The sequence below is a fragment of the Belliella aquatica genome (assembly GCF_014637795.1).
Taxonomy (GTDB): Bacteria; Bacteroidota; Bacteroidia; order Cytophagales; family Cyclobacteriaceae; genus Belliella; species Belliella aquatica.
Map to the genome: position 1 here is coordinate 164403 of NZ_BMFD01000007.1, position 26286 is coordinate 190688.

General features: G+C 36.6%; 21 protein-coding genes and 1 tRNA gene. 12 read left to right on the plus strand and 10 right to left on the minus strand.

The annotated features are described in order from the left end of the window. Positions 1-252: 252 nt before the first annotated feature. The 5 genes from IEV57_RS11845 to IEV57_RS11865 all read right to left on the minus strand — a co-directional run bounded on the left by IEV57_RS11845 (position 253) and on the right by IEV57_RS11865 (position 7107). Positions 253-2175 carry a CHU_0125 family OmpA-like outer membrane integrity protein gene (locus IEV57_RS11845; RefSeq protein WP_188443046.1) on the minus strand — a complete coding sequence of 641 codons (1923 nt, stop codon included), beginning with the start codon at positions 2173-2175 and terminating at the stop codon, positions 253-255. 55 nt (positions 2176-2230) lie between these two features. Beyond that, complete coding sequence (locus IEV57_RS11850; RefSeq protein ID WP_188443047.1) at positions 2231-2722, minus strand: hypothetical protein; 492 nt, start codon at positions 2720-2722, stop codon at positions 2231-2233. A 111-nt stretch (positions 2723-2833) separates the two neighbouring features. Continuing rightward, positions 2834-4189, minus strand: coding sequence for an ATP-binding protein (locus tag IEV57_RS11855; protein WP_188443049.1), 1356 nt, complete (start codon positions 4187-4189; stop codon positions 2834-2836). Positions 4190-4897: 708 nt separating this feature from the next. Continuing rightward, positions 4898-5689 carry a (Fe-S)-binding protein gene (locus IEV57_RS11860; RefSeq protein ID WP_188443051.1) on the minus strand — a complete coding sequence of 264 codons (792 nt, stop codon included), beginning with the start codon at positions 5687-5689 and terminating at the stop codon, positions 4898-4900. 83 nt (positions 5690-5772) lie between these two features. After that, positions 5773-7107, minus strand: coding sequence for a 4Fe-4S dicluster domain-containing protein (locus IEV57_RS11865; RefSeq protein WP_188443053.1), 1335 nt, complete (start codon positions 7105-7107; stop codon positions 5773-5775). A 106-nt stretch (positions 7108-7213) separates the two neighbouring features. Between IEV57_RS11865 and IEV57_RS11870 the strand changes: the two genes are divergently transcribed. The 7 genes from IEV57_RS11870 to IEV57_RS11900 all read left to right on the plus strand — a co-directional run bounded on the left by IEV57_RS11870 (position 7214) and on the right by IEV57_RS11900 (position 12470). Beyond that, a tRNA-Phe gene (locus tag IEV57_RS11870) sits at positions 7214-7286 on the plus strand. A gap of 209 nt (positions 7287-7495) precedes the next feature. After that, positions 7496-7978: a GFO_1088 family ECF-type sigma factor gene (locus IEV57_RS11875; protein WP_188443055.1), complete on the plus strand. Its 483-nt coding sequence runs from the start codon at positions 7496-7498 to the stop codon at positions 7976-7978. Then, positions 7975-8391, plus strand: coding sequence for a PG0215 family putative anti-sigma factor (locus tag IEV57_RS11880; protein ID WP_188443057.1), 417 nt, complete (start codon positions 7975-7977; stop codon positions 8389-8391). Before IEV57_RS11875 ends, IEV57_RS11880 begins: the two co-directional genes overlap by 4 nt. Before the next feature lie 14 nt (positions 8392-8405). Then, entirely contained in the window at positions 8406-8930 is a 525-nt protein-coding gene (locus IEV57_RS11885) for a DUF4252 domain-containing protein (protein ID WP_188443059.1), read from the plus strand. Between the two features lie 405 nt (positions 8931-9335). Then, a complete protein-coding gene (locus IEV57_RS11890; RefSeq protein ID WP_188443061.1) occupies positions 9336-9821 on the plus strand; it encodes a DUF4252 domain-containing protein in 486 nt (161 codons plus the stop codon). Positions 9822-10107: 286 nt separating this feature from the next. Next, positions 10108-11142 (plus strand): ferrochelatase, encoded by a 1035-nt coding sequence (gene hemH / locus IEV57_RS11895; protein WP_188443064.1) that lies wholly within the window; start codon positions 10108-10110, stop codon positions 11140-11142. Positions 11143-11261: 119 nt separating this feature from the next. Continuing rightward, positions 11262-12470: a CynX/NimT family MFS transporter gene (locus IEV57_RS11900; protein WP_188443065.1), complete on the plus strand. Its 1209-nt coding sequence runs from the start codon at positions 11262-11264 to the stop codon at positions 12468-12470. 210 nt (positions 12471-12680) lie between these two features. Here the strand turns inward: IEV57_RS11900 and IEV57_RS11905 are convergent, their stop codons facing one another. Together IEV57_RS11905 and IEV57_RS11910 are read right to left on the minus strand one after the other, a co-directional pair. Beyond that, the gene (locus IEV57_RS11905; protein ID WP_188443067.1) at positions 12681-12896 is read right to left on the minus strand and encodes a hypothetical protein; all 216 of its coding nucleotides are present in this window, start codon (positions 12894-12896) and stop codon (positions 12681-12683) included. Between the two features lie 120 nt (positions 12897-13016). Then, on the minus strand, positions 13017-13727 hold the full coding sequence (locus IEV57_RS11910) for an aminotransferase class I/II-fold pyridoxal phosphate-dependent enzyme (RefSeq protein WP_188443074.1): 711 nt from the start codon (positions 13725-13727) through the stop codon (positions 13017-13019). A 220-nt stretch (positions 13728-13947) separates the two neighbouring features. On the opposite strand from IEV57_RS11910, the gene IEV57_RS11915 reads away from it, so the two are divergent. Then, complete coding sequence (locus tag IEV57_RS11915; protein ID WP_188443082.1) at positions 13948-14628, plus strand: PKD domain-containing protein; 681 nt, start codon at positions 13948-13950, stop codon at positions 14626-14628. A gap of 657 nt (positions 14629-15285) precedes the next feature. Here the strand turns inward: IEV57_RS11915 and IEV57_RS11920 are convergent. Further along, positions 15286-18561 carry a TonB-dependent receptor gene (locus IEV57_RS11920; RefSeq protein WP_188443084.1) on the minus strand — a complete coding sequence of 1092 codons (3276 nt, stop codon included), beginning with the start codon at positions 18559-18561 and terminating at the stop codon, positions 15286-15288. Between the two features lie 364 nt (positions 18562-18925). Here IEV57_RS11920 and IEV57_RS11925 point away from each other — a divergent pair, with 364 nt between their 5' ends. Then, the gene (locus IEV57_RS11925; RefSeq protein WP_188443086.1) at positions 18926-19609 is read left to right on the plus strand and encodes a lysoplasmalogenase; all 684 of its coding nucleotides are present in this window, start codon (positions 18926-18928) and stop codon (positions 19607-19609) included. 59 nt (positions 19610-19668) lie between these two features. After that, on the plus strand, positions 19669-20328 hold the full coding sequence (locus IEV57_RS11930) for a hypothetical protein (protein ID WP_188443088.1): 660 nt from the start codon (positions 19669-19671) through the stop codon (positions 20326-20328). An 80-nt stretch (positions 20329-20408) separates the two neighbouring features. On the opposite strand, the gene aspS is transcribed toward IEV57_RS11930, so the two are convergent. Next, positions 20409-22166, minus strand: a complete 1758-nt coding sequence (gene aspS / locus IEV57_RS11935) for an aspartate--tRNA ligase (protein WP_188443090.1) — start codon at positions 22164-22166, stop codon at positions 20409-20411. Positions 22167-22476: 310 nt separating this feature from the next. On the opposite strand from aspS, the gene IEV57_RS11940 reads away from it, so the two are divergent. Both IEV57_RS11940 and IEV57_RS11945 read left to right on the plus strand, forming a co-directional pair. Continuing rightward, positions 22477-23751, plus strand: a complete 1275-nt coding sequence (locus IEV57_RS11940) for a peptidoglycan DD-metalloendopeptidase family protein (protein WP_188443092.1) — start codon at positions 22477-22479, stop codon at positions 23749-23751. A 387-nt stretch (positions 23752-24138) separates the two neighbouring features. Further along, positions 24139-25266: a hypothetical protein gene (locus IEV57_RS11945; RefSeq protein ID WP_188443094.1), complete on the plus strand. Its 1128-nt coding sequence runs from the start codon at positions 24139-24141 to the stop codon at positions 25264-25266. 255 nt (positions 25267-25521) lie between these two features. Here IEV57_RS11945 and IEV57_RS11950 read toward each other — a convergent pair. Beyond that, a partial coding sequence (locus IEV57_RS11950) for an OmpA family protein (protein ID WP_188443095.1) occupies positions 25522-26286 on the minus strand: 765 nt, incomplete at its 5' end.

Here is a 26286-nt window from a genome sequence, read left to right on the forward strand (position 1 = left end):
CCGATATCGGCCGAATTTTAATTTGATATGAATTATATTTCAGTAAGTGAGTTTGCAAAAAAATGGAAAATGCCTGAAAGGACAATAAGAAATTATTGTGCTCAAGGTAAAATTAAAGGTGCATTTATTACAGGAGTGGAAAAAGGTACCTGATTATTTATCAGATACCTGTCTTACAGCTCAAGACAATTATAAATCTGTTCTTAAGTATTTTGAAATTGATTTTAAAGAAGAATAAGTTAAGTTCAAAACCTACTTTATATCAATCACCTTAAATTCTGTTCTTCTGTTGACTTGATGCTCTTCTTCCGTTTGAGCATTTTGTATGATCAACTGTCGCTTGCCGTAGCCTTTCGCAACCAACCTGTCTGCTGCTATCCCTTTGGATACGATATAAGCCACTGCTGACTCAGCTCTTCTTTGTGATAGTGCATCGTTATAGGCATCCGTTGCTCGAGCATCTGTGTGAGAACTCAATTCAATCGAAATGGTCGGATTGTCTTTTAAGATAGTTACCAACTTATCTAACTCAAGTGCAGCATCAGGTCTGATATCTGCTTTATCCAAATCATAGTAAATGTTGTCCAATACAATCGATTTTTCTAAGATCAAAGCATCCAAAACGATCATAGTATCCAATGTGATATTAGTAACTTCTTGAATCAATTCTTCCTGACTCGGTGTTTTGCCTTTCGTCGTATAGGTTATACTTTTAGAGAAATAACCACTCTTCGAAGCTATCATAGAAAAGTCTGCATTTGGTGCCAAAGTCAATCTTATTCTCCCACTTTGATTGGTGAAATCTCCTCCAGCCATTTTATTTGCTGAGTCATATAAAGCTACTCTTGTCTGAGGTAGAATTACCTCCGAACCGTCTTCTTGTTTTTCCTTTGTGGTTACATTGAGGAAGATATTTACAAGCTTAGGCTTTGGAGTTTTGTCTTCAAAATAATAAATATCATCATCTCCCGCGCCACCCTCTCTGTTAGAGGTGATAAAACCATCTTGAGGGTATCTGGTAAAGTAAATCCCAAAATCATCTGCCACAGAATTGATCTTTGGCCCAAGGTTTTTGACTACCGTACCATTCTCAGAAGGCTCAGCAACAAACAAATCCAACTTCCCTAAACCTGGATGTCCATCCGAAGCGAAGAAAAACTTTCCGTCAGGCATCATTCGCGGAAACATTTCATTGCCCGAAGTATTAATTTCTGGACCCATATTGACTGGGTTCCCAAAATCTCCGTTTGCTAGCTTTGTAGCTTTATAAAGATCTGTTCCACCATATCCTCCTGGTCTATTAGAAGCAAAATAGAGAACCGATCCATCAGGACTAAAAGCTGGTGTACTATTCCACCAAAATTCGTCTTCATTCAAAGGCATCCAAATCGGCTGCGTGAATCCTCCGCCTCTAAAGTAAGAGGCAAATAAATGAACATCTGGTAAATCTTTGTTGGAAGTAGAGTTTCCTCTTGCATAAATAATGGTATTTCCATCAGGGCTGATTGCTATAGCACCTTGATTTAGTCCTTCTTCATTTCGGAATTCCGGAAGCGCCTGTATATTCTGCACGTCTACTTTGATTCCATCTGCTCTAGTTCTAAAAAGTTTGGTGTAAGGAGTGCCAGTGCCTGGATAGATTCCCGTAGCTTGTCTAGAGCTTGTGAAATAAAAATATCCTTCATTGATGACTGGTGCGTAATCTGGACCAGCAGTATTCAGTAAAGTGTAATTCTCCAGCTCCACGTATGGCCAATAATCTTCTATTTTCTCTGATTTTTCAAGATTTCCGATTTCTCGCTTCAATTCACTCAAATATGTATCATCCAAAGTCAATCCTTTTGCTTCCTCAAAAGCTTCGCGTGCTTCTTCTGTTTTTCCCTGACTTTTATAACTCTGACCTAGTCTATAATAATTTTCAAAAGTCCCGTCCTCTTCTACCAACTTTTCATAATAAGCGGACGATTTTTCTATCCTATTTGAAAGCCTGTAGCTCTCAGCCACATAAAAATTAGCTTCTTTGTTATCCGGATCCTTTTCCAAAACCTTTGAAAAGGTACTGATAGCATATTGATATTCTCCTGAAGAGAATTGCTTTTGGCCTTTTTTGTACAAACTAGTACAGGCTGTACCCAGCAAACCAAAAAGAATAATAAAAAAGAGACTTCGCTTCATTGCAATTGCTAATCGGGTTAATGCTTATTTTTTAAAGATAGGATAATTATAATAATTAATTTTGAAAGTATTTGTTTAACCAGCTTTCTTTAGCAGGAATAAGCCACTTATTCTCTAAATCTGCTTTTTCTTTTACAAGTGGATTGAGTACAAGTGTTTCGGGATTCAACAATCCTGACAGGACGCTTTCTTTGATTCCAAAGACGGAATTTACTGTCAAAGCGTCCTGAGAAGCTAAAAACCCGATTTTTCCCTGATCAATTAAGTTCACACCCATTCTTTGTTCAATCTCTCGAAGTGCTTTGACTGAGCTATCTATCGAGCAACCACTCGCATCCAAGTTGCTTTCATCCACTGACAAAATAATCACTTGATCAAATTTGATTTCGTAAGATGTTGGCATCAATGCCCCATGTGTATTCCATTGCTCGCAGAAAGCTTTCAAACGATCCTTAACCCAAAAGATTTCCTCTTGAGTGAATTTTCTATCTGACTGATAAATCCAAATGCGTGCGTGTGCAGCTATTTCTTGAAATTCTAAATACATTTTTAGGCAATTTTGTTATTCCTCAGAATAAGGACTTTCATCTTATTTTAGTTCTTTTTCTTAACGGATAAATTTGGTGTTTGGGTATAAATTTAGAGCGATTCGATAAAGTTAAATCTTACCTTCTATAAACTGCTGAGCATAGTCTCCAATTTTTGTCCCCAAATAATATGGGAGATTCAATAGACGATAGGGCTTTCCATTTGGAGTAGTAGTCTCTTCGGTCAATAATTTCCCGCCATAAATCCTAATAGCGTAATGATGGTCTGCTGCATCTATAAATTGGTGCAATGATCTCAAGGAACCTGTTGCTCCAGATTTAATTTCTATTGGAATTAACTTATCCTCAAATGTGTAAACCAAATCAACTTCTGCACTGGACTGCCTTTTCTCTCTTACCCAAAAATTAGGTTTATGATCTGTTATATTTTGAATCGATAATAACTCCTGCGTCACCAAATGCGGAATCAATGCTCCCTTGAATGCAGGACTCAAATCTTCCATTTTCAAAAGTTGACCTTGAATCCCTAATGCATAATTCACCAAACCAGAATCCAAAAACTGAAGTCTAGGCGATTTTTTGAGGTCATACTGAACTGGTGGCTTGAGATCAGTGGTTGGATAGATCAACTTAATTACTCTTGCATCATCCAGAATCCTGAAACATTCACCTATTTCTCTTGATTTATAATTTGAGTTTCCAAAACCTTGAAATTTGATTCTTTGATCCAATTCCAAGGGGGCTGCATTCATAATGTGTTTGATGATTTTCCTCTCAGTATCATTAGAAGTGTATTTTTCGATATCATTTTTATAGGTTCCCCATATACTCTCGTAAGTTGATGTGAGATTTGCTAGGTTATTTTTCTCGATATCAGTTTTGACTACTTCGGGCATTCCCCCAATAATTGCATATCTATGAAAGAGGCCCATCAAAACTTTGTGAGCTACAGCCTTAACAGGAAACTGATTTAATTGCTCTAATGCAGCATCTTGGCCAATTGCCTTAAGATATTCGGGAAAGTTCATTGGATGAAGGTATAGGAACTGGACTCTTCCTACGGGAAAACTGGAAACCTCCATCATTGCGAACTCCAATAAGGACCCTGCTGCTATCACATGAAGCTGGGGCAACTCTTCATAGAAATACCTGAGTAACTTTATTGCTTTGGGTGATTCTTGAATTTCATCTAAGAAAAGAAGTGTATCTCCTAAATGCTCAATTTTTAAGTTTTTTGTTAAAAAACTTGCCTCAATGATACTTTGGACATCATCAAAGTCATTAAAAAATGATCTGTCAGATTCTTTTTCCAAATTCATAAAAATAGAATATGGATATAACTCGGAAAATTGCTTGATTAAGGTGGTCTTACCCACTTGTCTTGCCCCTCTAATGATTAGAGGTTTTCTTTCCTTGTCTAACTTCCAATTCTCTAAATGACTGAAAACATGTCTTTTGAAGCTCATAAAATCCTATATTTGTTACAAAGTAAGGGCATTTTTTTCAATTTATTGTAACAAAGTAAGGGTAGATTTTAAAAATTTTGTAACAAAGTAAGGGTAGATTTTGCCGATTCTTGTAACAAAGTCAGGGCATTTTAGAAAATTACTAGATATATTCAAAAGATTTAGCAGCACAAAACCTTCAACTAATCGCTTTACTTAATTTCTTCTATCAAGGAATTTAAATAGATATCAGGGCTACGCCCCTTCTCTAAATGATTATGAAATCTTTATTCTAAGAAAATGGCAGAGCTAACGTCCCTTTTTTTGTAAAAATCAAAATCCCAAATCATTTTAACAAACCTAGAATTTACGCTTAAAAATCAAAATCACAGATTTCCTCCATTGCAACATAGACATCGTTCAACTAAATCTATCCTAGTAGGTTTACAAAATAAGGACGTAGCCCATATATCTTCGTAGAAAAATGTAAACCACCCTGATTTTTAGGGGCTTTAGCCCTGAAATCTGTTTTTTATTTTATTGATTAGATCCCAATTATAAATTTTATAAACACATAAAAAAATCAAGACTATGCGCCTTCTTGAATTGATTACACATAATTTTTCTACAAAGAAAGCAAGACTAAGGCCCTATTAATGAAAATGAAAAGACCTGCCAGATTTCAAAAATCTGGCAGGTCTCTAGTTAATAAACTGGAATTATCTAAAATCAAATACCCATATCCTTAGCGATCATTTCTGCCAAATCATAGACTTGAACATCATCTTCTCGATCTTTATTTTTTACTCCATCCGTCATCATAGTCAGGCAGAATGGGCATCCTACTGCTATCGCTGAGGCGCCAGTAGCCAAGGCTTCTTCTGTTCGCTCGATATTGATATCCTTTTTCCCATTTTCTGGTTCTTTGAACATTTGTGCTCCACCTGCACCACAACACAGCCCTTTGGTTTTGCAACGTTTCATTTCCACCAACTCTACATCCAAGGCTTTGATAACCTCTCTTGGCGCTTCATACACGTCATTCGCGCGGCCGAGGTAGCATGAATCATGGAATGTGATTTTCTTTCCCTTGAATTCCCCACCACCTTGAAGGGCTACTTTACCTTCATTGATCAGTTGCTGAAGAAATTGGGAGTGATGAATGACTTCATAATTCCCACCCAAAGCAGGATATTCATTTTTGATGGTATTGAAGCAGTGGGGACAAGCCGTGACTACTTTTTTGATATTGTAACCATTCATCACCTGAATATTCGCCACAGCTTGCATCTGAAAAAGGAATTCATTCCCGGCTCTTCTTGCAGGATCACCTGTACAGGCTTCTTCGGGACCAAGCACTGCAAAGCTTACCCCTACTTTATTCAAAATTTTCACGAATGCTTGTGTTACGGCTTTGTATCTTTCATCAAAAGAACCGGCACAACCTACCCAAAAAAGAATTTCTGGGCTATCTCCGGAGGCCGCCATTTCGGCCATGGTTGGTACTTTATATGTTGACATATTTAGAATTTTAGATTGTAGATTTTTGATTTCAGATTTAAGAAGCTCTTCCTTCTTGTCTCTTGTCTCTTATCTCTTGCTTCTTATTTTGCTTCTTCATTTTTCACTGAATCTGCCCAATTGAATCTGTCTGTTGGAGCAAATTTCCATGGGGAAAAGGAAGTTTCCATGTTTTGGAACATGGCATTCCATTGTGCTGGCGTCCCTGATTCCTCCATCGCTACGTATCTTCGCATTTGAAGAATAATAGAAAGTGGATCAATATTTACTGGACAAGCTTCTACGCAAGCATTGCAAGAAGTACATGCGTTGATTTCTTCTTTGGTAATATAATCTCCCAATAGTGATTTGCCATCTTCAAAACCTGGTCCGCCTGCATCGATACTTTTACCCACTTCTTCTGCACGATCTCTCACATCCATCATGATTTTTCGAGGTGATAACTTTTTGCCGGTGATATTTGCTGGGCATTCAGAAGTACATCTGCCACATTCAGTACAGCTGTAGGCATTCATCACATTGACCCAACTTAAGTCATTGACGTCTTTTGCTCCAAATCTGCTGATTTCTGCAGGTGGTTCTTGACTTCCTTCTACAGGAATTCCGAGCATCATGTTTACCTCATTCGTCACTTCAGGCATATTGTTAATTTCCCCTTTTGGCTTCAAGTTCGAATACCAAGTGTTTGGGAAAGCTAGGAAAATATGCAAATGTTTGGAGTAAGTTACATAAATCGCAAATGCCAAAATCCCGATGATATGGAACCACCAAGCAAATCTTTCAATAATGATCAAAGCCCCATCTCCCATATTGAAAAACAAAGGCTGAATCATATCGCTAAAGAAAAGTCCGTTCAACAATGCATAGCCTTCAACTCCTCTTGTCGCTAAGATCTGATCAGTAGCATTCATGGTTAGGATTGCAAACATCAGAATGATCTCAATTACCAAGATCAAATTCGCATCTAATGTCGGCCATCCTTTCATCTCAGGCTTGGTGAATCGCTCCACTTTCATGACATTTCTTCTGATTAGAAAAGCCACACAAGAAACTAAAACAGCGATTGCCAAGAATTCAAAAATATTCATGGCTACTCCGTAAAATGAACCCAGGAAGGGCTCAAAAATTCGGTGACTTCCTGTAATTCCATCGATGATGAATTCTAACACCTCCAAGTTGATCACGATGAAAGCGACGTAAATCAATAAATGCAGGAATGCAGGAATGATTCTTTTAAACATCTTCTTTTGACCTAAGGCCACCAAAAGCATGGTTTTCCAACGTGCTTCAGGTTGATCATTTCTTGATTCTTTTTTGCCTAGAAATATATTTCTTCGGAGGTAAGTGATTCTCTTATACAAAAAGAACCCCGCTGCGGCAAAAATCAAGAGAAAAGCTATCTGAGGTAAAATGCTCATATTGATTTGATTAGTATGTTATGTTTGAAATTAATATATTTTTTTTATGCGTTTCATTTGCAAGAAAGCAACAAATATCTACCTTTGCATCACTTTAAACGGTAACGGTGATATAGCTCAGTTGGTAGAGCATCGGACTGAAAATCCGTGAGTCGGTGGTTCGAGTCCACTTATCACCACAAGTCCCGAATCTTTCGGGACTTTTTTTATGCCTTTTACTTTTTGGGATTGTTGATTTTTTTGGGTTCATCGATTCTAATATTGACATTGCAAAATAATAAATAGTAGGCATGCATACTATTTATTGTAATAATTTAAATTGAGTCTAAGTTGAGATTTTTTTTCAAATTGCTGTAACATTTCCAAAACTTATGCATCATCTACCCGAATGAAGACATTTTTTGAAGCACATATTTGGCCTTTGAAAAGCAAGCTGTATCGCATGGCTTATCTCTGGGTAAAAGATCGGGATATCGCCAATGATGTATTGCAGCAGGTATTCGAAAAAGCTTGGCGACAGAAAAATGATCTTCAAAAAATGGATAATCCAACAGGTTGGATGGTAAGAAGCTTAAAAAATGAAGCTTTGCAGCATTTTCGAGCAAACAAAAAGCTTGAACCACTCGGCGATCAAGAGTTTGAAGTGGTAACCTCAGAAGACCAAGAGGATACATCGGGAAAGCTGAAACTTGTATTTAAGTTTCTAGACAAGCTACCTGAAAAACAGCGAGAGGTTTTTCAGCTTCGTGAAGTCGAAGGATTGACTTACGAAGAAATCGCAGAATACTTGGAAGTCAGTATGGATCAAGTCAAGGTGAATCTCCACCGAGCCAGAAAATCATTGAGAGATTATTTAATGCAACAAAAATGAAAGCACAAATAGAAAATCTATTGGATAAATATTGGGAAGGAGAAACTTCACTAGTAGAGGAGAAAATCCTCAAGCAACTCCTTGCTGCTTCTGAAGGATTTGAATCAGAAAAAGCTTTTTTTTTAGGTATTGAAGAAATAACAGCTTTAGAAGAGGCTCCTTTTTCTCTTCAGAAAAAGAATCCTTGGATTGCAAACTGGATGAGCATTGCGGCGGGAGTTATTCTATTCCTTGCTTCAGGATTGGCGATTTATCAATACGAAAAGGAAAAGGCTGAAAGAGCAGCCTACCAAGAAGTTATGCAGGCATTTGCCTTGATCAACACACACTTAGAAAAGGGAACCAATAGCATGAATGTGATGGAGGAGTTCAAGCATTTAAATACCACTCAGGAATTATTCGAGACAAAATAAGAAAATTAAGCAGTATGAAAAGAAATATATTAATCCTGTTTTTATTCCTGATCGTCTCAGGAGTTCAGGCACAAGACGATGCAATTGTCAAGTTTTTTTCCAAATACATGGATGACGATCGCTTTTCAAGAGTCTATATCAGCCCAAAAATGATGCAGATGGCTGGCGGATTCCTCAAATCCAATGAAGTCAAATCTGATCAAGAGGCTGCTGATTTGGGAGAGCTGATCACCAAAATCAGAGGAATCAGAATTCTCACTGCCGAAAAAATCAACGGCAAACCGCTGTACACCGAAGCCATGTCCACTTTGACAAAGAATAAATATGAGGAGCTGATGGATATTCAGGACAAATCTTCCAGTGTCAAATTTATGGTGAGAGAAGAAGGTGGTCGGGTTCGTGAATTATTGATGATTACTGGATCGACTGAAAATTTCACCTTGCTTAGCATGCTTGGAAATTTTACTTATCAAGACCTCAATATCTTGGCTGATAAAACCAATATTCCGGGGATGGATAAGTATAAGGGAGGGAAATGAAGGAGGAAGGATGAAGGATGAAAAAAAGACGACTTGTTCGCCGCGGTGGATGAGAAACGAGAATCAAGAAGCAAGAGACAAGAAGCTTATCGAGAATAGTGAGGAAAGACCTGAAAAACCATTAAAGATTCGAAATAGATTGGAAATACGATAGAAATAAATTGAAATATCTTTCTGATAAAGTCTGCTTTGGGGTTCTTCATTCGATATTTTAACTCTGAGTAAACAAATATCGAACAAGAAACCACAAAGTACCTGCGTGCTATATGCAGCATTAAACTTTAAATAGCTCCGATCAAAACTCGGTAGAAAAAAAATAAAACCAATCCAATTCACGACCCAAAAGGATCCGAATTGAGGTAAAAAAATTATGAAAACACACTATAAATAAATAATCCCAACACTATGAAAAAGCACATTATTATTTTCGCAGCAATGCTTTTGCTATTTACTAACAACATTTTCGCACAAAGTAAATCTGTTGAAGCCTTATACCAAAAGCACAAAAGTAACCCGGATTTCTTCCACATGGATCTTGGCGGTAACTTTATGAATTTTGCTAAAGGTTTTGACATCAAACTCGATGAAGAGCAATCTTCTTTACTTACCAAATCTCTTGAGAAAGTGAAGCTTTTCAAACTTCCCGCTCAATCCAGTTCCAAAGCTGAATTTATTGGACTTAGAAAAGGTCTGGAAAAAGAAAAATTCGAGTTGATGATGGAAGTGAGTGAGAAAAACAACAATGTCATGATTTATACCAAAGGCAATTCAACAATCAATGATATCGTCTTGATGGTCAATGACAAGAACAGTGATTTTATCATCATCGAACTCAAAGGTGATTTTGATTCGAAGATGCTTTCTGATGTAGGGAAAACAGTAGGGAAGTAAATCTTATTTTAATTGCCACGAAGGCGCTAAGACACCAAGAGAACCTTTATGCCTTGGCGCCTTTATTGCAAATTTCTTTATTGACTCTTTAACTGAAACCTAAAACAGCAGAAATATATAAAAGCTATATATTTCAATATCTTCTTTGTGTCTTTGCGCCTTCGTGGCTAAAACCTTCAATTTTTCAAACTTATCTAAGTAAGATTGAATTTTTCAATTGTGTTATTCTAACCAAAGGGTGTATTTTTGGTTCTGAATAAGGAATTTCTTCGTATATAGATTTATCATGACAAAAAATAAAGCAAAAATAGGCGTCCTTTTAGTAAATCTTGGAACACCCGACAGCACTGCAACAGGAGACGTTAGAAAATATTTAAGAGAATTTTTAATGGATGGAAGAGTGATTGATTTCCCTTTTATCCCGAGATGGATGTTGGTAAATTTGATTATTGCACCCTTTCGAGCACCCAAATCTGCCAAAGAGTACCGCAAACTGTGGACAGATAGAGGTTCTCCCCTGCTTTTTCACACAGAGGATTTGAGAGAAAAATTGATCCCAAAGCTAGATTCTGAAAAATATATTGTGGAAATAGCCATGCGCTATCAGACTCCAAGCATTGAAAACGGTCTCAAAAAACTTAATCAAGCCAATGTAAAGAAAATAATTGTCATCCCCCTATTCCCTCAATACGCTTCAGCCACTAATGGCTCCGTAGCAGATCGGGTGATGGAGATTGCAAGAACTTGGCAAATCATACCAAATATCACTTTCGTCAATAATTTTGTTGAGCATCCCTTATTCCTACAGGCTTGGGAAGAGTTAGGAAGAGAGATGATGGCAAAAGACGAGTATGAAATGTATTTATTCTCCTATCATGGTTTGCCAGAAAGACAAATCAGAAAAGGATCGGTAGACGGATATTGCCAGCTTTCTGATAAATGCTGTGGAAATTACACCAAGAAAAACCAGTTCTGCTACCGAGGACAGTGCTTTCATACCACAAGATTGCTTGCTGCCAAACTTGGGCTTCCTGAAGAAAAAGTAATGACTTGCTTCCAATCAAGACTAGGAAAAGATCCTTGGATCAAACCTTACACAGAAGATATCATTAAAGAACTTGCAGAAAAAGGCATCAAAAAAGTTCTTGTTTTCTCTCCTGCGTTCGTTGCGGATTGTTTGGAAACAACCGTGGAAGTTGGTGAGGAATACAAAGAAGAATTTGAAGAACTTGGAGGCGAAAAATGGGATTTGGTTCCAAGTTTGAATTCCAGCGATACTTGGGTGGAATGTGTGAAGGACTTGGTGGAGACAAATAGTTAAATTTGTCAATCGGTCAACGGTCAACAAAAAAGATCTTAATAACAATAAAGGTTCGTGAATGAAGTAAAAATCTTCGCACGAACCTCTTTTTTTTGCAAATTGCGAGTCAAATACAAATCATGTCAACAGAAAAATCGAAGCAACCTTTTTATCTCAAATCTGGATTTTTATTTCTGGGGATTATGTTGGTCTCATTCAACCTTCGCCCATCAATCACAGCAATTGGGCCATTGGTTCCTTTGATTCGAGCGGACTTGGGGATATCGAATGGTTGGGCTGGTTTTTTGACCACCTTACCACTTTTGACATTTGCGACATTTTCGTTGTTTTCCGCAGCGATAGGTAAGAAATTAGGAAATCCTCAGGCGATCTTACTTGCATTATTTATCCTGCTTATTGGGTCAATTATCCGAGTTCTTGGTGGATCAGATTTCCTTTTTATCGGAACTGGGTTGACAGGCATCGGTATAGTAATTTGTAATGTGTTGCTTATTCCTTTGATCAAAAATCGACTTCCCAATAAAATCGGAATTGTCACAGCATCTTACTCTGCAGGCATGACTTTAACCGCAGCAATTGCCTCAGGAATCAGTGCACCCTTAGCGATTGATTTGGGTTGGGGATGGCAAGGTTCTCTGCTCTCCTGGTCTGCCTTGATTCTTGTCGGAATCATCATCTGGGCACCACAAACAAAAGTCCCAAAACCCATCATTCAAGCCAATGACAACGAGATTAAAATCAATGTGTGGAAATCCAGACTTGCATGGCAGGTGAGTTTATTTATGGGAGTGCAGTCTTTATTGTTCTTTACCTTGGTCGCTTGGCTTCCTGATATGATGATCACAAGGGGCCTATCGGCAGTGGAATCTGGAATATTAATTTCTACGATGCAAATCATTGGATTGATAGGTACATTTATTTCCCCAATTGTAGCCGTGAAGTTTAAAGATCAAATTGGGATTATATTGGTTTTGGGTGCAATGTACATTTTGGGTTTTAGCTCTCTTTTTATCCATGTTTTATGGGTTAACTTTATTGGATTGACCTTGGTGGGATTGGCATTGGGCTCGAGTATTTCCTTGGCTTACACGTTGATTGGCTTGCGAACTGGAAGTGACAAAGTAACAGCGTCTCTTTCTGGAATGGCGCAATCAGCGGGCTATTATTTAGCTGCTTTGGGACCTTTGCTATTTGGAATAGCCTTCGATATTTTTAGTAACTGGAATCACCTAATCTACTTGATGCTTACTTTCTCCATCTTGTTCATCTTTTTTGGATTAAAAAGTGGAAGAGCGCGGGTGATTGGGGTTGGAAGATTGGGAAATTAAAAAATTGAAAGAACTCGTCCGCCGCGGCGGATTGAAAAGTTGGCTTACGCGAGATGTTGGAGTGTTTTGTAATTAATTATAGAAGTTGTTGGAAGGTTAGGAGGTTGGCTTACGCGAGATTGAAATCTGATAATTAGCATTGAATTTATTTCTAGAAGTTTTCAATAGAGTTTTTCGTAATCCTAGTGAAAAACTTTGTGCACTTTGTGGTTAACTCTTTAAAACCCTAATCAAAGCCATCAAATCCTCTTTTTCATGCCACGCTGAAATGACAATTCGGTGGACGGGCGGGTCGTTTGGTGAGGGATAGGGAAAGGAAGAGATGATGATTTGATGCTCTTGGAGGTTTTGCAACAAGTTAACATCATCAAATCTAAAAACTGGAAAATCTTCTTCAGTAGTATGCAAATCGAGATTCTGGGACAACTTTTTGAAAAACTGAATATTGTCTTTTAATTTTTGTTGTTGCTTTCTATAGATTTCCTGACTTTGCAGAAAAGCCCATAAATAAGCAGGTGGCGGTGGAGATGCTCCCCTATAAATAGATTACTTAGTGAGTTCCAGGATGAATTCGTGGCTACCCAAAACAATCCCCGCTGGAAGACCAAGCCCTTTACCTAAGGAACCAGAAATCACCAAATCCACAGGAAGATCTTTCCACCTTTTATACGTCCCAAAAACATCCTCCCCTACAGCACCAAAAGCATGGCTATCATCAAGCAACAGCGTATAATTATTATTTTTCGGAAGAGCTTTGACCCAGGAAAAATCATGAATTTGAGGTTTCAAAGCATCCACAGCATTGGCGATTAATAAGATTTGTTTACCCTCACTTTGGTTAGCAAACTTGATACAAGAGTCAATCCAATTCTGTGCTGGGTCGATTTGATTTTGAATAGCGGCTGAAAGAACAGCAGGATGTGTGTGAGGAGCTACAAAAATAGCGTCAGCCCTATTTTCAAGTAAAGAGACCACAGCATGACCAGCTAAAAATCCACTGCTGTAGACGGCAGCTTTTTGCGCCTCAGCATGATGTGCAAAGTAGATCTCAAACTCCTCAAAAACTCTTAAACGAACATTATTGATTCTACTCAGACCATGGATAGTTCCGTAGATATCTATTCCCTCTTTAAGATAAGCCGAGAACTCACTAGAAGCCGAAATCCCTAGATAAGCAGTCCCACTAAAGAAAAGATGTTCTGTTCCTTCTGCGAAGATGGTTCGATTGAGTTGATATTGAGGAAAAATAGAATCCATAGCTTACCACAGGAATGTTGAAAATAGTAAAAAGAAAATTGGCATCATAAAAAGAGAAAATATGAAGGAAATCAATAGAAAAAAACACTTTGATACTAAAAATATAAATATAACTCCTAATTGTGGTGAAATAATTAAATTTAATTAACTATTTTAACGTAAATATTTATAGTCAAATAAAATCAAAAAAAATAATTTATTACTTCAAAAGGAATAAAATATGAAAAACAAGATACTTTTAACTTTTTCTACACTACTTATAATATTTTCATGCAATAATGAAGACCAAACACCAATACTACCTACAGGGATAATTGAATCTTCTAAAGAATTTTATGTAGTACGAGATTTGGTTGAATTGAAATTAGAGTCATCTTCCTTAGTAGAAAAAGTTACATGGGATTTTGGTAATGGAGAAACTAGCGATAATCAGATTGGACGAGTTTTATACACCGAACCAGGAATTTATGAAGTCAAACTTACACTAACAGATACTAACGGAAACACCAATGTCCTTAACAAAAAAGTAATTGTAGGTCAATATTATGGGTATGAAGCTATCTTGCACAGAATATCGAATGGATATGATGAAACAACTGGAGACGTTCAGCTTCAGTTGAGGAATTCTTTCTCGGACGAAGAACCTTTTTGGGCCAGTACTGTATTTGAAAACTTTAATTTCGAAGACCTTCCATTAGCAATTGAAATTGACGTTCCATTAGGAGGAGGTAATGAATATATTGTTGATAGTCCAGTTGTTAGATTTATTGAGACAAACACAGGAATAACTTTAGGAGGTCAAGGTGCCTCTACTGGATATCAATATTTTGAAGGTGAGTTTTTCGTAGGCGGTTTAGGCACGTATTCAATTAAATATAGGTTGGTGCTGCCTGAAGAATAAGTATTAGATTCCAATAAGTTATTATTATTTGAGTAAAGCATCTTATTTCTATATTAGCATTATTTATTAAAATTATATGTAATCCTGCATTTGGTTAAGTAACAGTATCACTATTTACCACTGTTTCTTGAATGTACTGAACTATTGTATGAACAGGTAAGATATCATCTCCTTCTAGATTTGTTTATTGCTGATTGAAATCGGCGTTGAAAATAGATTTGTGAATCGGAAAGGTATTATTTGCAGAAACTATTTTTGTTTTATTCAAATTCTTCTGGAGCGTATTAGCAAATAATTTTCTATTTCTATCTTGATCTAGGCTGTTAAATCTTGTGTTTTTAACAAAGTCATAGTTCTATTCATCCCATTGATAGAAAGTTTGATTTGAGTAACAAAATACAACCTAAAGCAAGTTGATATTTTTAACTTCTTCTGAAATTTTATATTCAGTCATATAGATGCAAACACAGGAGGAGATTAAAAATTTAAAATAATTAAACTAAGCCATTTTTTTTCGCTTTTTTATACTTAAGATTTAACCTAAGTTTTTTTATTTTAAAAAATCAATTTTTGAACATGCCAAACCTTAAAAATCTTGTAAATAAAAAAGCCCTCAATTACTTGAGGGCTTTTTTAAAAATTAATTGAGTTATGATATTAGTTGAAGCTATATCTGATACCCACTTGCATTCTCCAAACGTTACCAATAGAGTTTGATTTTCTATAAGTTTCATCTAGGATTTCAGTAGTACCTGGCTTAGCAGCTAATCTGTAAATAGGCTCGTTTGAAGCATTTCTTCCTCTGTATACCAAAGGAGTACTTGTCCACTGAAAATCTGGAACACCCCAGTTAGAGTTAAGAAGATTATTTACATTCAAGAAGTCTAATCTGAACTCAAGACGATTCTTGTTGTCTTTCGTAACATCTACTCTTTGAGTTAAACTAAAATCAAATTTATGAACCCAAGGTCTTACTACACCATTTCTTTCTGCAATTTGACCTCTTCTGCTGCTTAAGTATTTATCTTGATCAATGTAGGCATCAAACAACTCAGCTTGCATAGCAGGTGTATAAACAACACCACCTAAAGTATATTGCTGGAAATTTAACTCCGATGCATTATTTGGAACATAGATCAATCTTGCTGCATTGTCTCCAAAGTCACCAGAGTAGAAGTAACTGAATCTACCAGCATTTCCTCCATCATACAATAATGATATTGTTGTATTTTTAGTAGTGTAGCCAATAGTAGAGATGATTCTATGTGGTTGATCAAAACTTGCAAAACTCAATTCTGGTCTGTTTCTGTCTACCTGAACAGTTTGTGTCCACAAAGAACCTGCTTGCGATCCACCAGCATTGTCTAAGTCTCTAGCTCTTGATAGTGTGTAAGCTGCAGTTGCATACAAACCATTATCAAATGCTTTTTCAAAGCTAACTGTCGCTGAAACATAATCAGCTTTTTCTTTTGCATTTGTAAGATAATAGACATTATCAAAATCACGATCATTAGAATACCTTCTAAATCCTGGCTGGTCTACCCAGTAAGGCCTTTCGTCAGGACCAGACAATGTACCTTCTGGATTTCTAAGTATAAGGTTTTGAGCAATAGGTGATGATACATCTCTAGAGTATATAAATTCAAAAGAACCTACAATTCCTCCTGGTAAAAGTTTATCAACGCCTAAGTTTGTTCTCCAAACTTGAGGAAGCGTAAAATTGCGATCCGTTAGGGCTAATTCTCTTGATAATGTTTGTCCAGGGTTTGCAGGGTTATAAGCTGTAACATCTGGGTTAAAGACAATATTCGCATCAATTACATCTTGACCTTCTAAACCATATCCACCTCTAATCACACCAGATCCATTTACTTGGTTAGACAACCATACGAATGGAATTCTACCTGAGAACACACCTGTTCCACCTCTTAATACAAAAGATCTATCACCTTTGACATCATAGTTAAAACCAACTCTTGGAGAAATCAAAGGGTTTACTTTAGGGAAAGTTGCAACATCAGGGGTAAATGTGTTTCCATCTATATCAGAGAAAGTTTTATTGAGGTCGTTCAACAACTCATTCTGAGGGATATCGATTGGGTAGAATGGTAAATCCACTCTCAAACCACCTGTCACTTTTAGTCTTGAATTTACTTGGTATTCATCCTGAACATAGAAACCTAACTGACCAAATCTAGTCGCATCAGTTGGAGGTGTAGTAGAACCATCCAATGCAAAACCTTTCGAGAAAGCATCAGGATAAACGTTAGGATTTTGATTAATTACTGCATCTACAAACTTATCATATCCAATATACCTGTAAAAACCATTAAATACAGGATTGAATGCATTATCAAAGGTCATGAATTCAAAATTACCACCAAATGTGTAAGTGTGCTTACCTTTATATAAGGAGAAGTTATTAGTGATATTCAGAGTTGTATTTTCCAACAAGTTACCAACTGTAAATAACTCATTACCCATTGTCATATAATACAGCAAGTTACCTGATTCATCTGGCTCAAGGACTTCAACCATTGGGAAATTCTGACCACCTGGAATACCTCTTTTAGGATCTGTAACAGATGTGTAACCAATGTTCAATTGATTTGACATATTGGTACCAATTCTAGAATTCAATTCTGCCACGATAGATTGTACTCTTCTATCGTTGGTGTAATTGTTATTTCTAAAGTTGATACTTTCTACACCAGTTCTGTTTGTATTTCTGTATCTCGTTTGGTTATATCTAATTGAGTTACCATTTGTAGGTACATCAGTAAATGCAGTATAATCATTGTAACGAAGAGATACTTTGTGATTTTGATTGATGTTATAATCTAATCTTGCATTGAATCTAGTCTGCTCAGATGCAAATGAATAAGAATCTGGCTCTCCTGGATCATATCCGTATATACTATTGATTTGATCTCTAACAAAATTTGCTTGTGAAAGAGGAACTCTAGAAATGAACTGACCATCTGGAGTCTCACCTTCTCTAGCTGCTCTTCTTAGAATTGAAGGACGTAATTCAGACTCTTTTTCGTAGTTAACGAAGAAGAATAATTTATCCTTGATAATTGGACCACCTATTCTGAATCCTCCAATTTCATTTCTTGCATCATTTTGAGGTAAGAAATCATTTCCTATTTTCGTTCCTTGCATCTGATCATTTCTTAAGAAATAATATGCAGAACCTCTAAAAGTGTTATCTCCTGATTTTGTAACAGCATTAACACCCGCTCCAGTAAAACCACCTTGCCTTACATCGTATGGTGCTAAGTTTACTTGAATCTCTTCAATTGCATCAATTGAGATAGGATTACCTCCAGCAAATTGCCCTGACCCTAAACCGAAGTTGTTGTTGTAAATGTTACCATCAACAGTAAAGTTGTTGAATCTAGAACTTGTTCCTGCAAATGAATTACCATTTGATTGTGGAGTAAGTCTAGTAAAATCATTCACACTTCTATTGATAGTTGGTAAAGCGTTCAATCTTTCGTTAGACAAACTCAAAGAAGCACCAGTTTTGTCAGCATCCATGATGCCTCCTCTTACTGCAACAACCTCAATTGCATCTAAATCCATTCCATCTTTCAATACAGCGTTAATGCTATAGTTTTGACCCAGTGAAAGGTTAATGTTTTCATATACTTGATCATCGAATCCTATGTAGGTAATCGTAACTGTATATGGTCCACCTACTCTAACATTTGGTATCACAAATCTACCTTCCTCGTTGGAAACAGATCCGTACCTTGTACCTGATGGTGTATGAACAGCAACAATGTTAGCTCCCGGTAGGGTTTCACCAGCATTATCTCTTACCGACCCCTGAAAACTAGCAGTGGTCACACCTTGCGAAAATGCAATTCCTGTAGTGAATACAAGCATTGCAAACGCAAATAAACTTTTAAGTAATGATTGCCTCATAATTTTTGTTTTTTTGTGGAAAATTTTAGAATTACAGTTTTAGGATTACTTATTTTTTCCGAGTACAAATGTATAGGACTTACTCTAGTATTTTTTTTTGTAATTGTTAAGTTTTAACATTTATTCACAATATTACTTAACAATTTCTTAACATTGAAAAAAGAAGGAAATTTTCTTTTGCCCTGATTTTTTGGAATTCAAACGGTTTAAACCTCATAAATACCCATTTATTTTGAAATTAAGTTTGTCTGATGTTTTATATGTTAAGCTAATTTTATCGAAATGTTAACATCTTTTTTCAACCAAATAAGGCACTCAAAAACCGATATTCTCTCTATATTTAGAAGATAAACCTCAAGTTTTTATGAAAAATAAAAATATCCTTTGGCTCTATATTTTCCTATTCGTAGGAATTATTGATCTCGTGCTGACGGCAGAGCAAAATTCTGAGTCAAGAATCTACTCCAAACCATTTATTATTATTCCCTTGGCCATTTATTTTTATCAAATAAGTAAAAATTTAAAAGGAACGATCTTGAGGAAAGCTTTGCTTGCTGCTTTGGCCTTTTCTTGGCTTGGAGATGTTCTCTTACTTTATCCCAAATTATTCTTGTACGGACTTGGATCCTTTCTGATGGCACATATCTGTTTCGTGATCAGTTTCAAACTCAGTCAGGAGAAGCCTTTTGAAATTGGACAGGTCAATTTTATTAAGCTCTTTCTTTACAATCTCCCCATTTATATTCCCGCTGCTGTCGTCTACTATATGATTCAACCCAACTTAGGCGCCATGCAAATCCCCGTAGTCATCTACATTCTTGTGATTGTGACGATGGTGACAACCGCAAGAGAACGTTTCAAGAAAACCAATTCTTCGAGCTTTTGGCAGGTGTTTATCGGAGCGTTTGTATTTATGATCTCTGATGGGATATTGGCTTTGAATATGTTCTTTCAGCAATTTCCAGAATCAGGAGTCATGGTGATGGGTACCTACATGCTTGCCCAATTATTGATCGTGATGGGAATCAGAGCACACTTTTTCAATTAACCTTAGAAATTAACCAAACATTTAATTCCAACTGTGCGTAAGCAAAAAGAAAACATTTTATGAAAAAATCAATCCTTCTTTTAGCAATTGCATTAATTTACAGTCAAAATTCATTCTCACAATTAAGAGGCTGGGACATCAATGGTTTTACTCCCGTAGAAGAAATTGAAGTCCTTCATGACTTCAAGGAAATCAATAACCTTCACAAAGGCGAGCTGATTTTTTCGAAAGCCAGAGGTGCTTTTAGTATCTCTGCAATCAACGCTATCAATAATAGAGCTTTGTTGAAATTAAAAACCGAAGCTTCCATGAAAGGGGCGAGTCATATATTTATTGACTACAGAAATATTGAGAATAGTGTTTTTTCTAAAACCTCCATGTATTCAGCAACGCTTTATAAAAAAATTAAACTTGATTTATCTGAAGTAAAAAATAAACTCGATGGTAAAACTATAACTTTTACGATTCAAACAACATATGATAGAAACAAATCAGGATCCAGAGTTGGTAGTTCTAAAATAGGTTCTAAAGCGATGATTGTATCTGATCCAATTGAAAAAAATGGAAAGGTGATAATTAAAATTAATTCATCAGGATCTTCTAATGTAAATAAAGCTGAGGAGTATGAAATTATTGCTCTTGAAGATGACTTAATGCTTTTATTAGAGGAGAAAACAAAAGATAAATCAATGGTATTATTTGGAGTTACAATCAAATAAAAACTACCTCAATACTAATTAAAAAATAGACCTGCTAACTTCTTGAGTTGGCAGGTCTTCTTAATTTAAATTCGATGTTTCTAAACCTTTTTCAAAGCCACCTGAATCGATAATTCTTTCAACTGCTCGTCAGCTATCGTACTTGGAGAATCAATCATCACGTCTCTTCCTGAATTGTTTTTTGGGAATGCAATGTAATCCCTGATCGAGTCAGATCCACCAAAAATCGCACAGAATCGATCGAAGCCAAAGGCTATGCCTCCATGTGGTGGAGCACCATACTCAAATGCTTCCATCAAGAATCCAAACTGCTTCTGTGCTTCTTCTTCAGTAAAGCCAAGATGCTTGAACATCAGCTGCTGTGTCGGTCTATCATGGATCCTGATAGAACCTCCGCCTATTTCTACACCATTGATGACCAAATCATACGCATTGGCACGAACAGCTCCGGGATCAGTTTCCAATAATGGAATATCTTCTTTCTTCGGAGAAGTGAATGGGTGATGCATGGCATGGAATCTCTGTGTTTCTTCATCCCACTCCAACAACGGGAAATCCATCACCCAAAGTGGTTTAAATACATTTCTATCTCTTAAACCTAAGTCTTCCCCCATTTTTAAGCGAAGTTCTGACATTTGCTTTCTGGTAGATTTCGCATCTCCAGATAAAACTAAGATCAAGTCACCAGCTTTTGCTCCAGTTTTCTCTGCCCAAGCTTTCAAATCCTCTTGACTGTAAAATTTATCTACAGAAGATTTATACGTTCCATCTTCATTGCACTTGACATAGACCAAACCTTTAGCGCCAATCTGTGGCCTTTTCACCCATTCGGTCAATGCATCAATTTGCTTTCTTGTATATTCTCCCGCACCTGTTGCAGAGATTCCGATCACCAATTCTGCTTGATCAAAAATAGGGAATCCTTTTCCTTGAGCTTCAGCATTGAGTTCTGCGAATTTCATATCAAACCTCAAGTCAGGTTTGTCATTGCCATAGTACTTCATTGCATCTGCAAAGGTCATCCTTTGTACTTCTTCCAATTGTACTTCTTTGACATTTGTGAAAAGATGTCTCACCAATCCTTCGAATGTGTTTAGAATATCTTCTTGTGTCACAAATGACATTTCGCAGTCTATTTGTGTAAACTCAGGCTGTCTATCTGCTCTCAAATCTTCATCTCTAAAGCATTTGACAATCTGAAAATACCTATCAAATCCACTGACCATCAGCAGCTGCTTGAATGTCTGTGGTGATTGTGGCAAAGCATAAAACTCTCCAGGATTGACTCTGGAAGGCACAACAAAATCCCTAGCCCCTTCAGGAGTTGACTTGATTAATACAGGAGTTTCTACTTCGATGAAGTTTTGGGCATCCATATATTTCCTCGTCTCCTGCATCATGCGATGTCTGAGTTGAAGTTTTTCACGAACGATATTTCTTCTGAGATCCAAGTATCTGTATTTCATCCTCAATTCGTCACCCCCGTCAGTTTCATCTTCGATGATAAAAGGTGGAACTTTAGAAGCATTGAGTATCTCTAAGCTTTCTGCTTTGATTTCGATTGCTCCTGTTGGAATTTTATCATTTTTGGAAGTTCTCTCGATTACTTTTCCTTTTGTCTGGATTACAAATTCACGTCCAAGGGAGGCAGCTTTCTCTAAAAGTGCTTTGTCGGTAGAGCCTTCTTCAAAAATCAATTGAGTCACTCCATAGCGATCGCGAAGATCTACCCAAATCAAACCGCCTTTATTTCTAACGCGCTGAACCCAGCCAGCTAAAGTAACTTCTAAATTGGTATCCGTGAGACGTAACTCTCCACAAGTATGAGATCTAAGCATGATAAATAAGGATTTTATTTAAAGTGGACAAAGATAGACAAACTTTAGAAGTATGCTAAATCCGTTTAAAGGAATCGCTGTAAAGGATTCATTTCGATAAAAAATTCGCCTTTTTGATAAAAAATTAATAAAAATGGTGTCCTTTAATAATTAAATTCTCTGTGAAGCGTTTCAAATCTGAAAAATTGTTGGTTTACCTATGTTTTATGTGATGTAAATCAAAGGACAAAAACTGATGATAAAAGATTTGGAATTTGACTAAAATTTAAATTCCTTTGAGTGTTAAGAACCCAACAAATACGAGATTAAGATGCAAAAAAAATGGATTGGTGCAGGCCTTTTGGCTATTGTACTTGGAGGAGGATTATATTTCAGCTGGGATCAGCTTAACCTGAATAATCAAGAAGAAAAGATCGTAGTAGAGAGTTTCAAAGAGGAAATGAAGGAAGATCTTCTTCTCTATGGAATCAATATCAATGACCTAGATGTAGTAGAGGGAGTTGTCGGGAAAAATCAAACACTATCTACAATTTTAGCCCCTTTCAATGTTTCTTATCAAATTATCGATGAAATAGCGAAAAAGTCCAAAGATATTTTTGACGTAAGAAAAATCGCATTCAATAAAAAGTTTACTGTTCTCACAGGCCGCGATTCCTCAGAAGCTCAATTTTTCATTTACGAGCCCAATCCTTCGGAATATGTGGTTTTCAAATTAGATGAGGTTTCGGTTTACAAGGAAGCGAAGCCTGTAGAATTAAGAAATGTAGAAATCGGAGGTGAAATTTCAAGTAGTCTGTATGTAAATATGACTCAATTGGGAATTACTCCAGACTTGATAGATCAGTTTGCAGACATGTACGGCTGGGTCGTAGATTTTCAAAGACTTCAAAAAGGGGATAAATTCAAAGTTGTCTACAAAGAGAAAGTGGTAGATGATCAGGTAGTTGGAATTACAGACATTGAAGCAGCTTATTTTGAGCACATGGGAGAACCTTATCATGCGATTCCATTTGAGCAAAATGGAGAATTAAGCTTTTTTGATCAGGAAGGCAATAGCTTCAAAAAAGCATTTTTGAGAGATCCACTGAAATATACAAGAATCAGTTCAAGATATAATCTAAATAGATATCATCCAGTACAGAAAAGATATAAACCACATTTAGGAACCGATTATGCGGCTCCGACAGGTACAGAAATCAGATCCGTTGGTGAAGGAACAGTTGTGGAAGCGAGATACACAAGTGCAAATGGCAACTATGTAAAAATTAAACATAATGGCACTTACACAACACAATATTTGCACATGTCTAAAATAGCGAAAGACATGAAGCCTGGGTCAAGAGTCAAACAAGGTCAGGTAATTGGTTTTGTAGGAAGCACGGGTTTAGCAACTGGACCACATTTATGCTTTAGATTTTGGAAAAATGGAAAACAAGTAGATTGGCTTCAAGAGAAAATCCCACCGTCCGATCCAATTTTACCTGCCAATAGGATGGCTTTTGATCAAGTAAAAATGGACAAGTTACAATTACTTGCAAATATTCCACTCAGCTATCCAACGGAAAAGCTGGTAGCTAAAAAATAAGATCTTTCCTGTTTTAATGAAGGGAATAATCTCTAGAATTATTTGATGAAAATTAATTCACAAAAAAAGTGATCGGAATGGGCTTAATATAAAGATCCAATCCTATCACTTTTTTATTTTCTAATTTTAGCGTTGATTCTTTTCAAATCGGCAATTCAAAGTCAAAAAAAATCAAGTTTTTAAAGCAAATTTTGCGATTTTCATTCATCTATCTTATTGAAAACTAGAGTCAAAATAAATTTAATTAAATTTCCTTGAAATTATTATTTGAATTAAAAACATATTTTAGGGAGTTGTTATAGGTTTTTAGGTTAGCAATATAGTAATCCAAAATTATATTGTTTGCATTGTTTGAAATGCATTTTTTTATATACTATCTTTATTTTTATGTATTTTAAATTAAAAATCGTGCATCTTTCAAAAATCAGAATTCTCGTATTAACAATGTTTGCAGTTTGGATTTCATTCTCTTGTAGCGAGGATGAAGATTCTAATCTTACCCCAAACACAACTCAAACTAATTGGGTAAAATCTAGTGGGTTTGACGAAGGTATTATCAACAGTATATACACAGATAACAAATTGTATATAATGGGTGCAAATACTTTTTATAGTGATGCCTCCATAACATCCACCAATACTCCATTCATCTTTGAGAAGTTCAACTCAAGGCCAGGATGGCATAAGCTTCCCATATCAAATACGGTTTTAGCCAGTAAAACAGAATTGGATATATTTATCCTTCCAGTTTCTGGATTAGCTGATGAAAACCACATCAAAATCAATCCTAAAACGTACGATCCAACTTTTATTAAGTTTGAAGATATCCCTAGATGGCAAAGTGAAGGAATGGGGATTTCTAACTCAGGTTCGATACTTGTCCCATATAGAACGGCAAAAGAGGGAATTGCAGAAAATAACCCTAGCTTTTTACTCATCAATACTTCTGAAGTAAATACTAAAATCATAGTCACTGATGTAAAAGTGGTCAATCCTGAAATCATCAACTATTATGATCAAGTTTATCAAATAGATTCTTTTAATGACTTTTTCATATTAACAGTGGGCAATGAAATCATTCAAATTAGTGATCTAGGAGTAGTCAGTAATATTGGAACATTCAATTCATTTAGATCTACTGTATCAAATAATGAAATTCACTCTTTTGGTATCAATCGAACATTGGGAGAAGTATCTTACTTCAAATCAAGAATTGATGGAACAAATAGACAACTTATCAGTAAAAAATCCATAGAGCCCTTGTTTGATGGACTGGAAATCATTTCAATAAATAATCAAATCATTGGTTTCAAGAATGATAAAATTTACCTTATAGAAATGGGTTCAAATGGAATGAAAATGACAGAATTGAACAACGCCAAACTCGAAGGTGGTTTTATCACTTCTATCGTGTTAGTAAATGAAAACACGGTACTTGTTACTGCCACTTGTCATGTCATTTGCGGCGCCTATTCGAAGTCATTAGATAATTTCTTTGAAGTGAAGAACCCCTAAAAATGATCAATATAGTATGATTTTCACTAAGAGGAATTGCTGGGAAAGCAATTCCTTTTTTGATTTAAATTCCTTTACCAAAAGTCACTGCTCCTAAAAAGAAAAAAGACCATCCGAAACAGATGGTCATTTCATAAATTACAGGTTAGGGATCTTAAGCTCTTTGGGTGACTGTTTCACCTGTATTATGCTCTAATATTTTTAATACTTACTTTATCTCACTTGTATGCTCTTGCGGTTCATGGTATGTACTCTTTACTTCCTCAACTTCAACTCTGTTCTTCTGTTTTCTTGGTGTTGAGCTTCGCTGCATGTTCCGCAATCGTGGATAGGTTGGGTCTTGCCGAACCATTCGTGCTGCATTCTTGCTGCTTCTACTCCTCTATTCACCAAGTATTTCATCACCACTGCCGATCTACGTTCTGACAAGGATTTGTTATACTCCTCACTGCCTCGCTGATCTGTATGGCCTGCAATGTACAAGTTTAGGTTCTTTATCCGCTTCATCATGATCGCTGTTCTCTCCAACTCTTTCTTGTGAACCGGTCTGATATTGCTCTTGTCAAAGTCGAAGTACACAATCGGTACTGCGTTCAACTCTCTCTGCAGCTCTTCGAAGATACCCAACTCGTCACAGATGTCTTTGTCTAGCAATTCCTTCGGTAGTTCATAGTCTTTGTCAGGGTCAGGGAAGGCTTCCAACACCAACTCTGATCTTCTGTTTAGTTGATGATCTGTCTCAGGGCATGGCACGCCATCTCCACAGTCGTTGGTCAACTTCTCTTCGCCAAACCACTCTGCTCTCACTCTTTCTTTGCCGATGTTGTACTTGTTCAGGAATTCCAATACTGCGTCTGCTCTGCGCTGACTCAAGGCTTCGTTGTATTCATCACTTGCTCTTGAATCTGTGTGAGAAGCTACGCGCAAGTCTAGGAAGCTGTACTTCTGCATCAACTCTCCTAGTTTGTCCAGCGTAGGCTCTGCGTCTGTTCTGATCAATGACTTGTCTAGATCGTAATA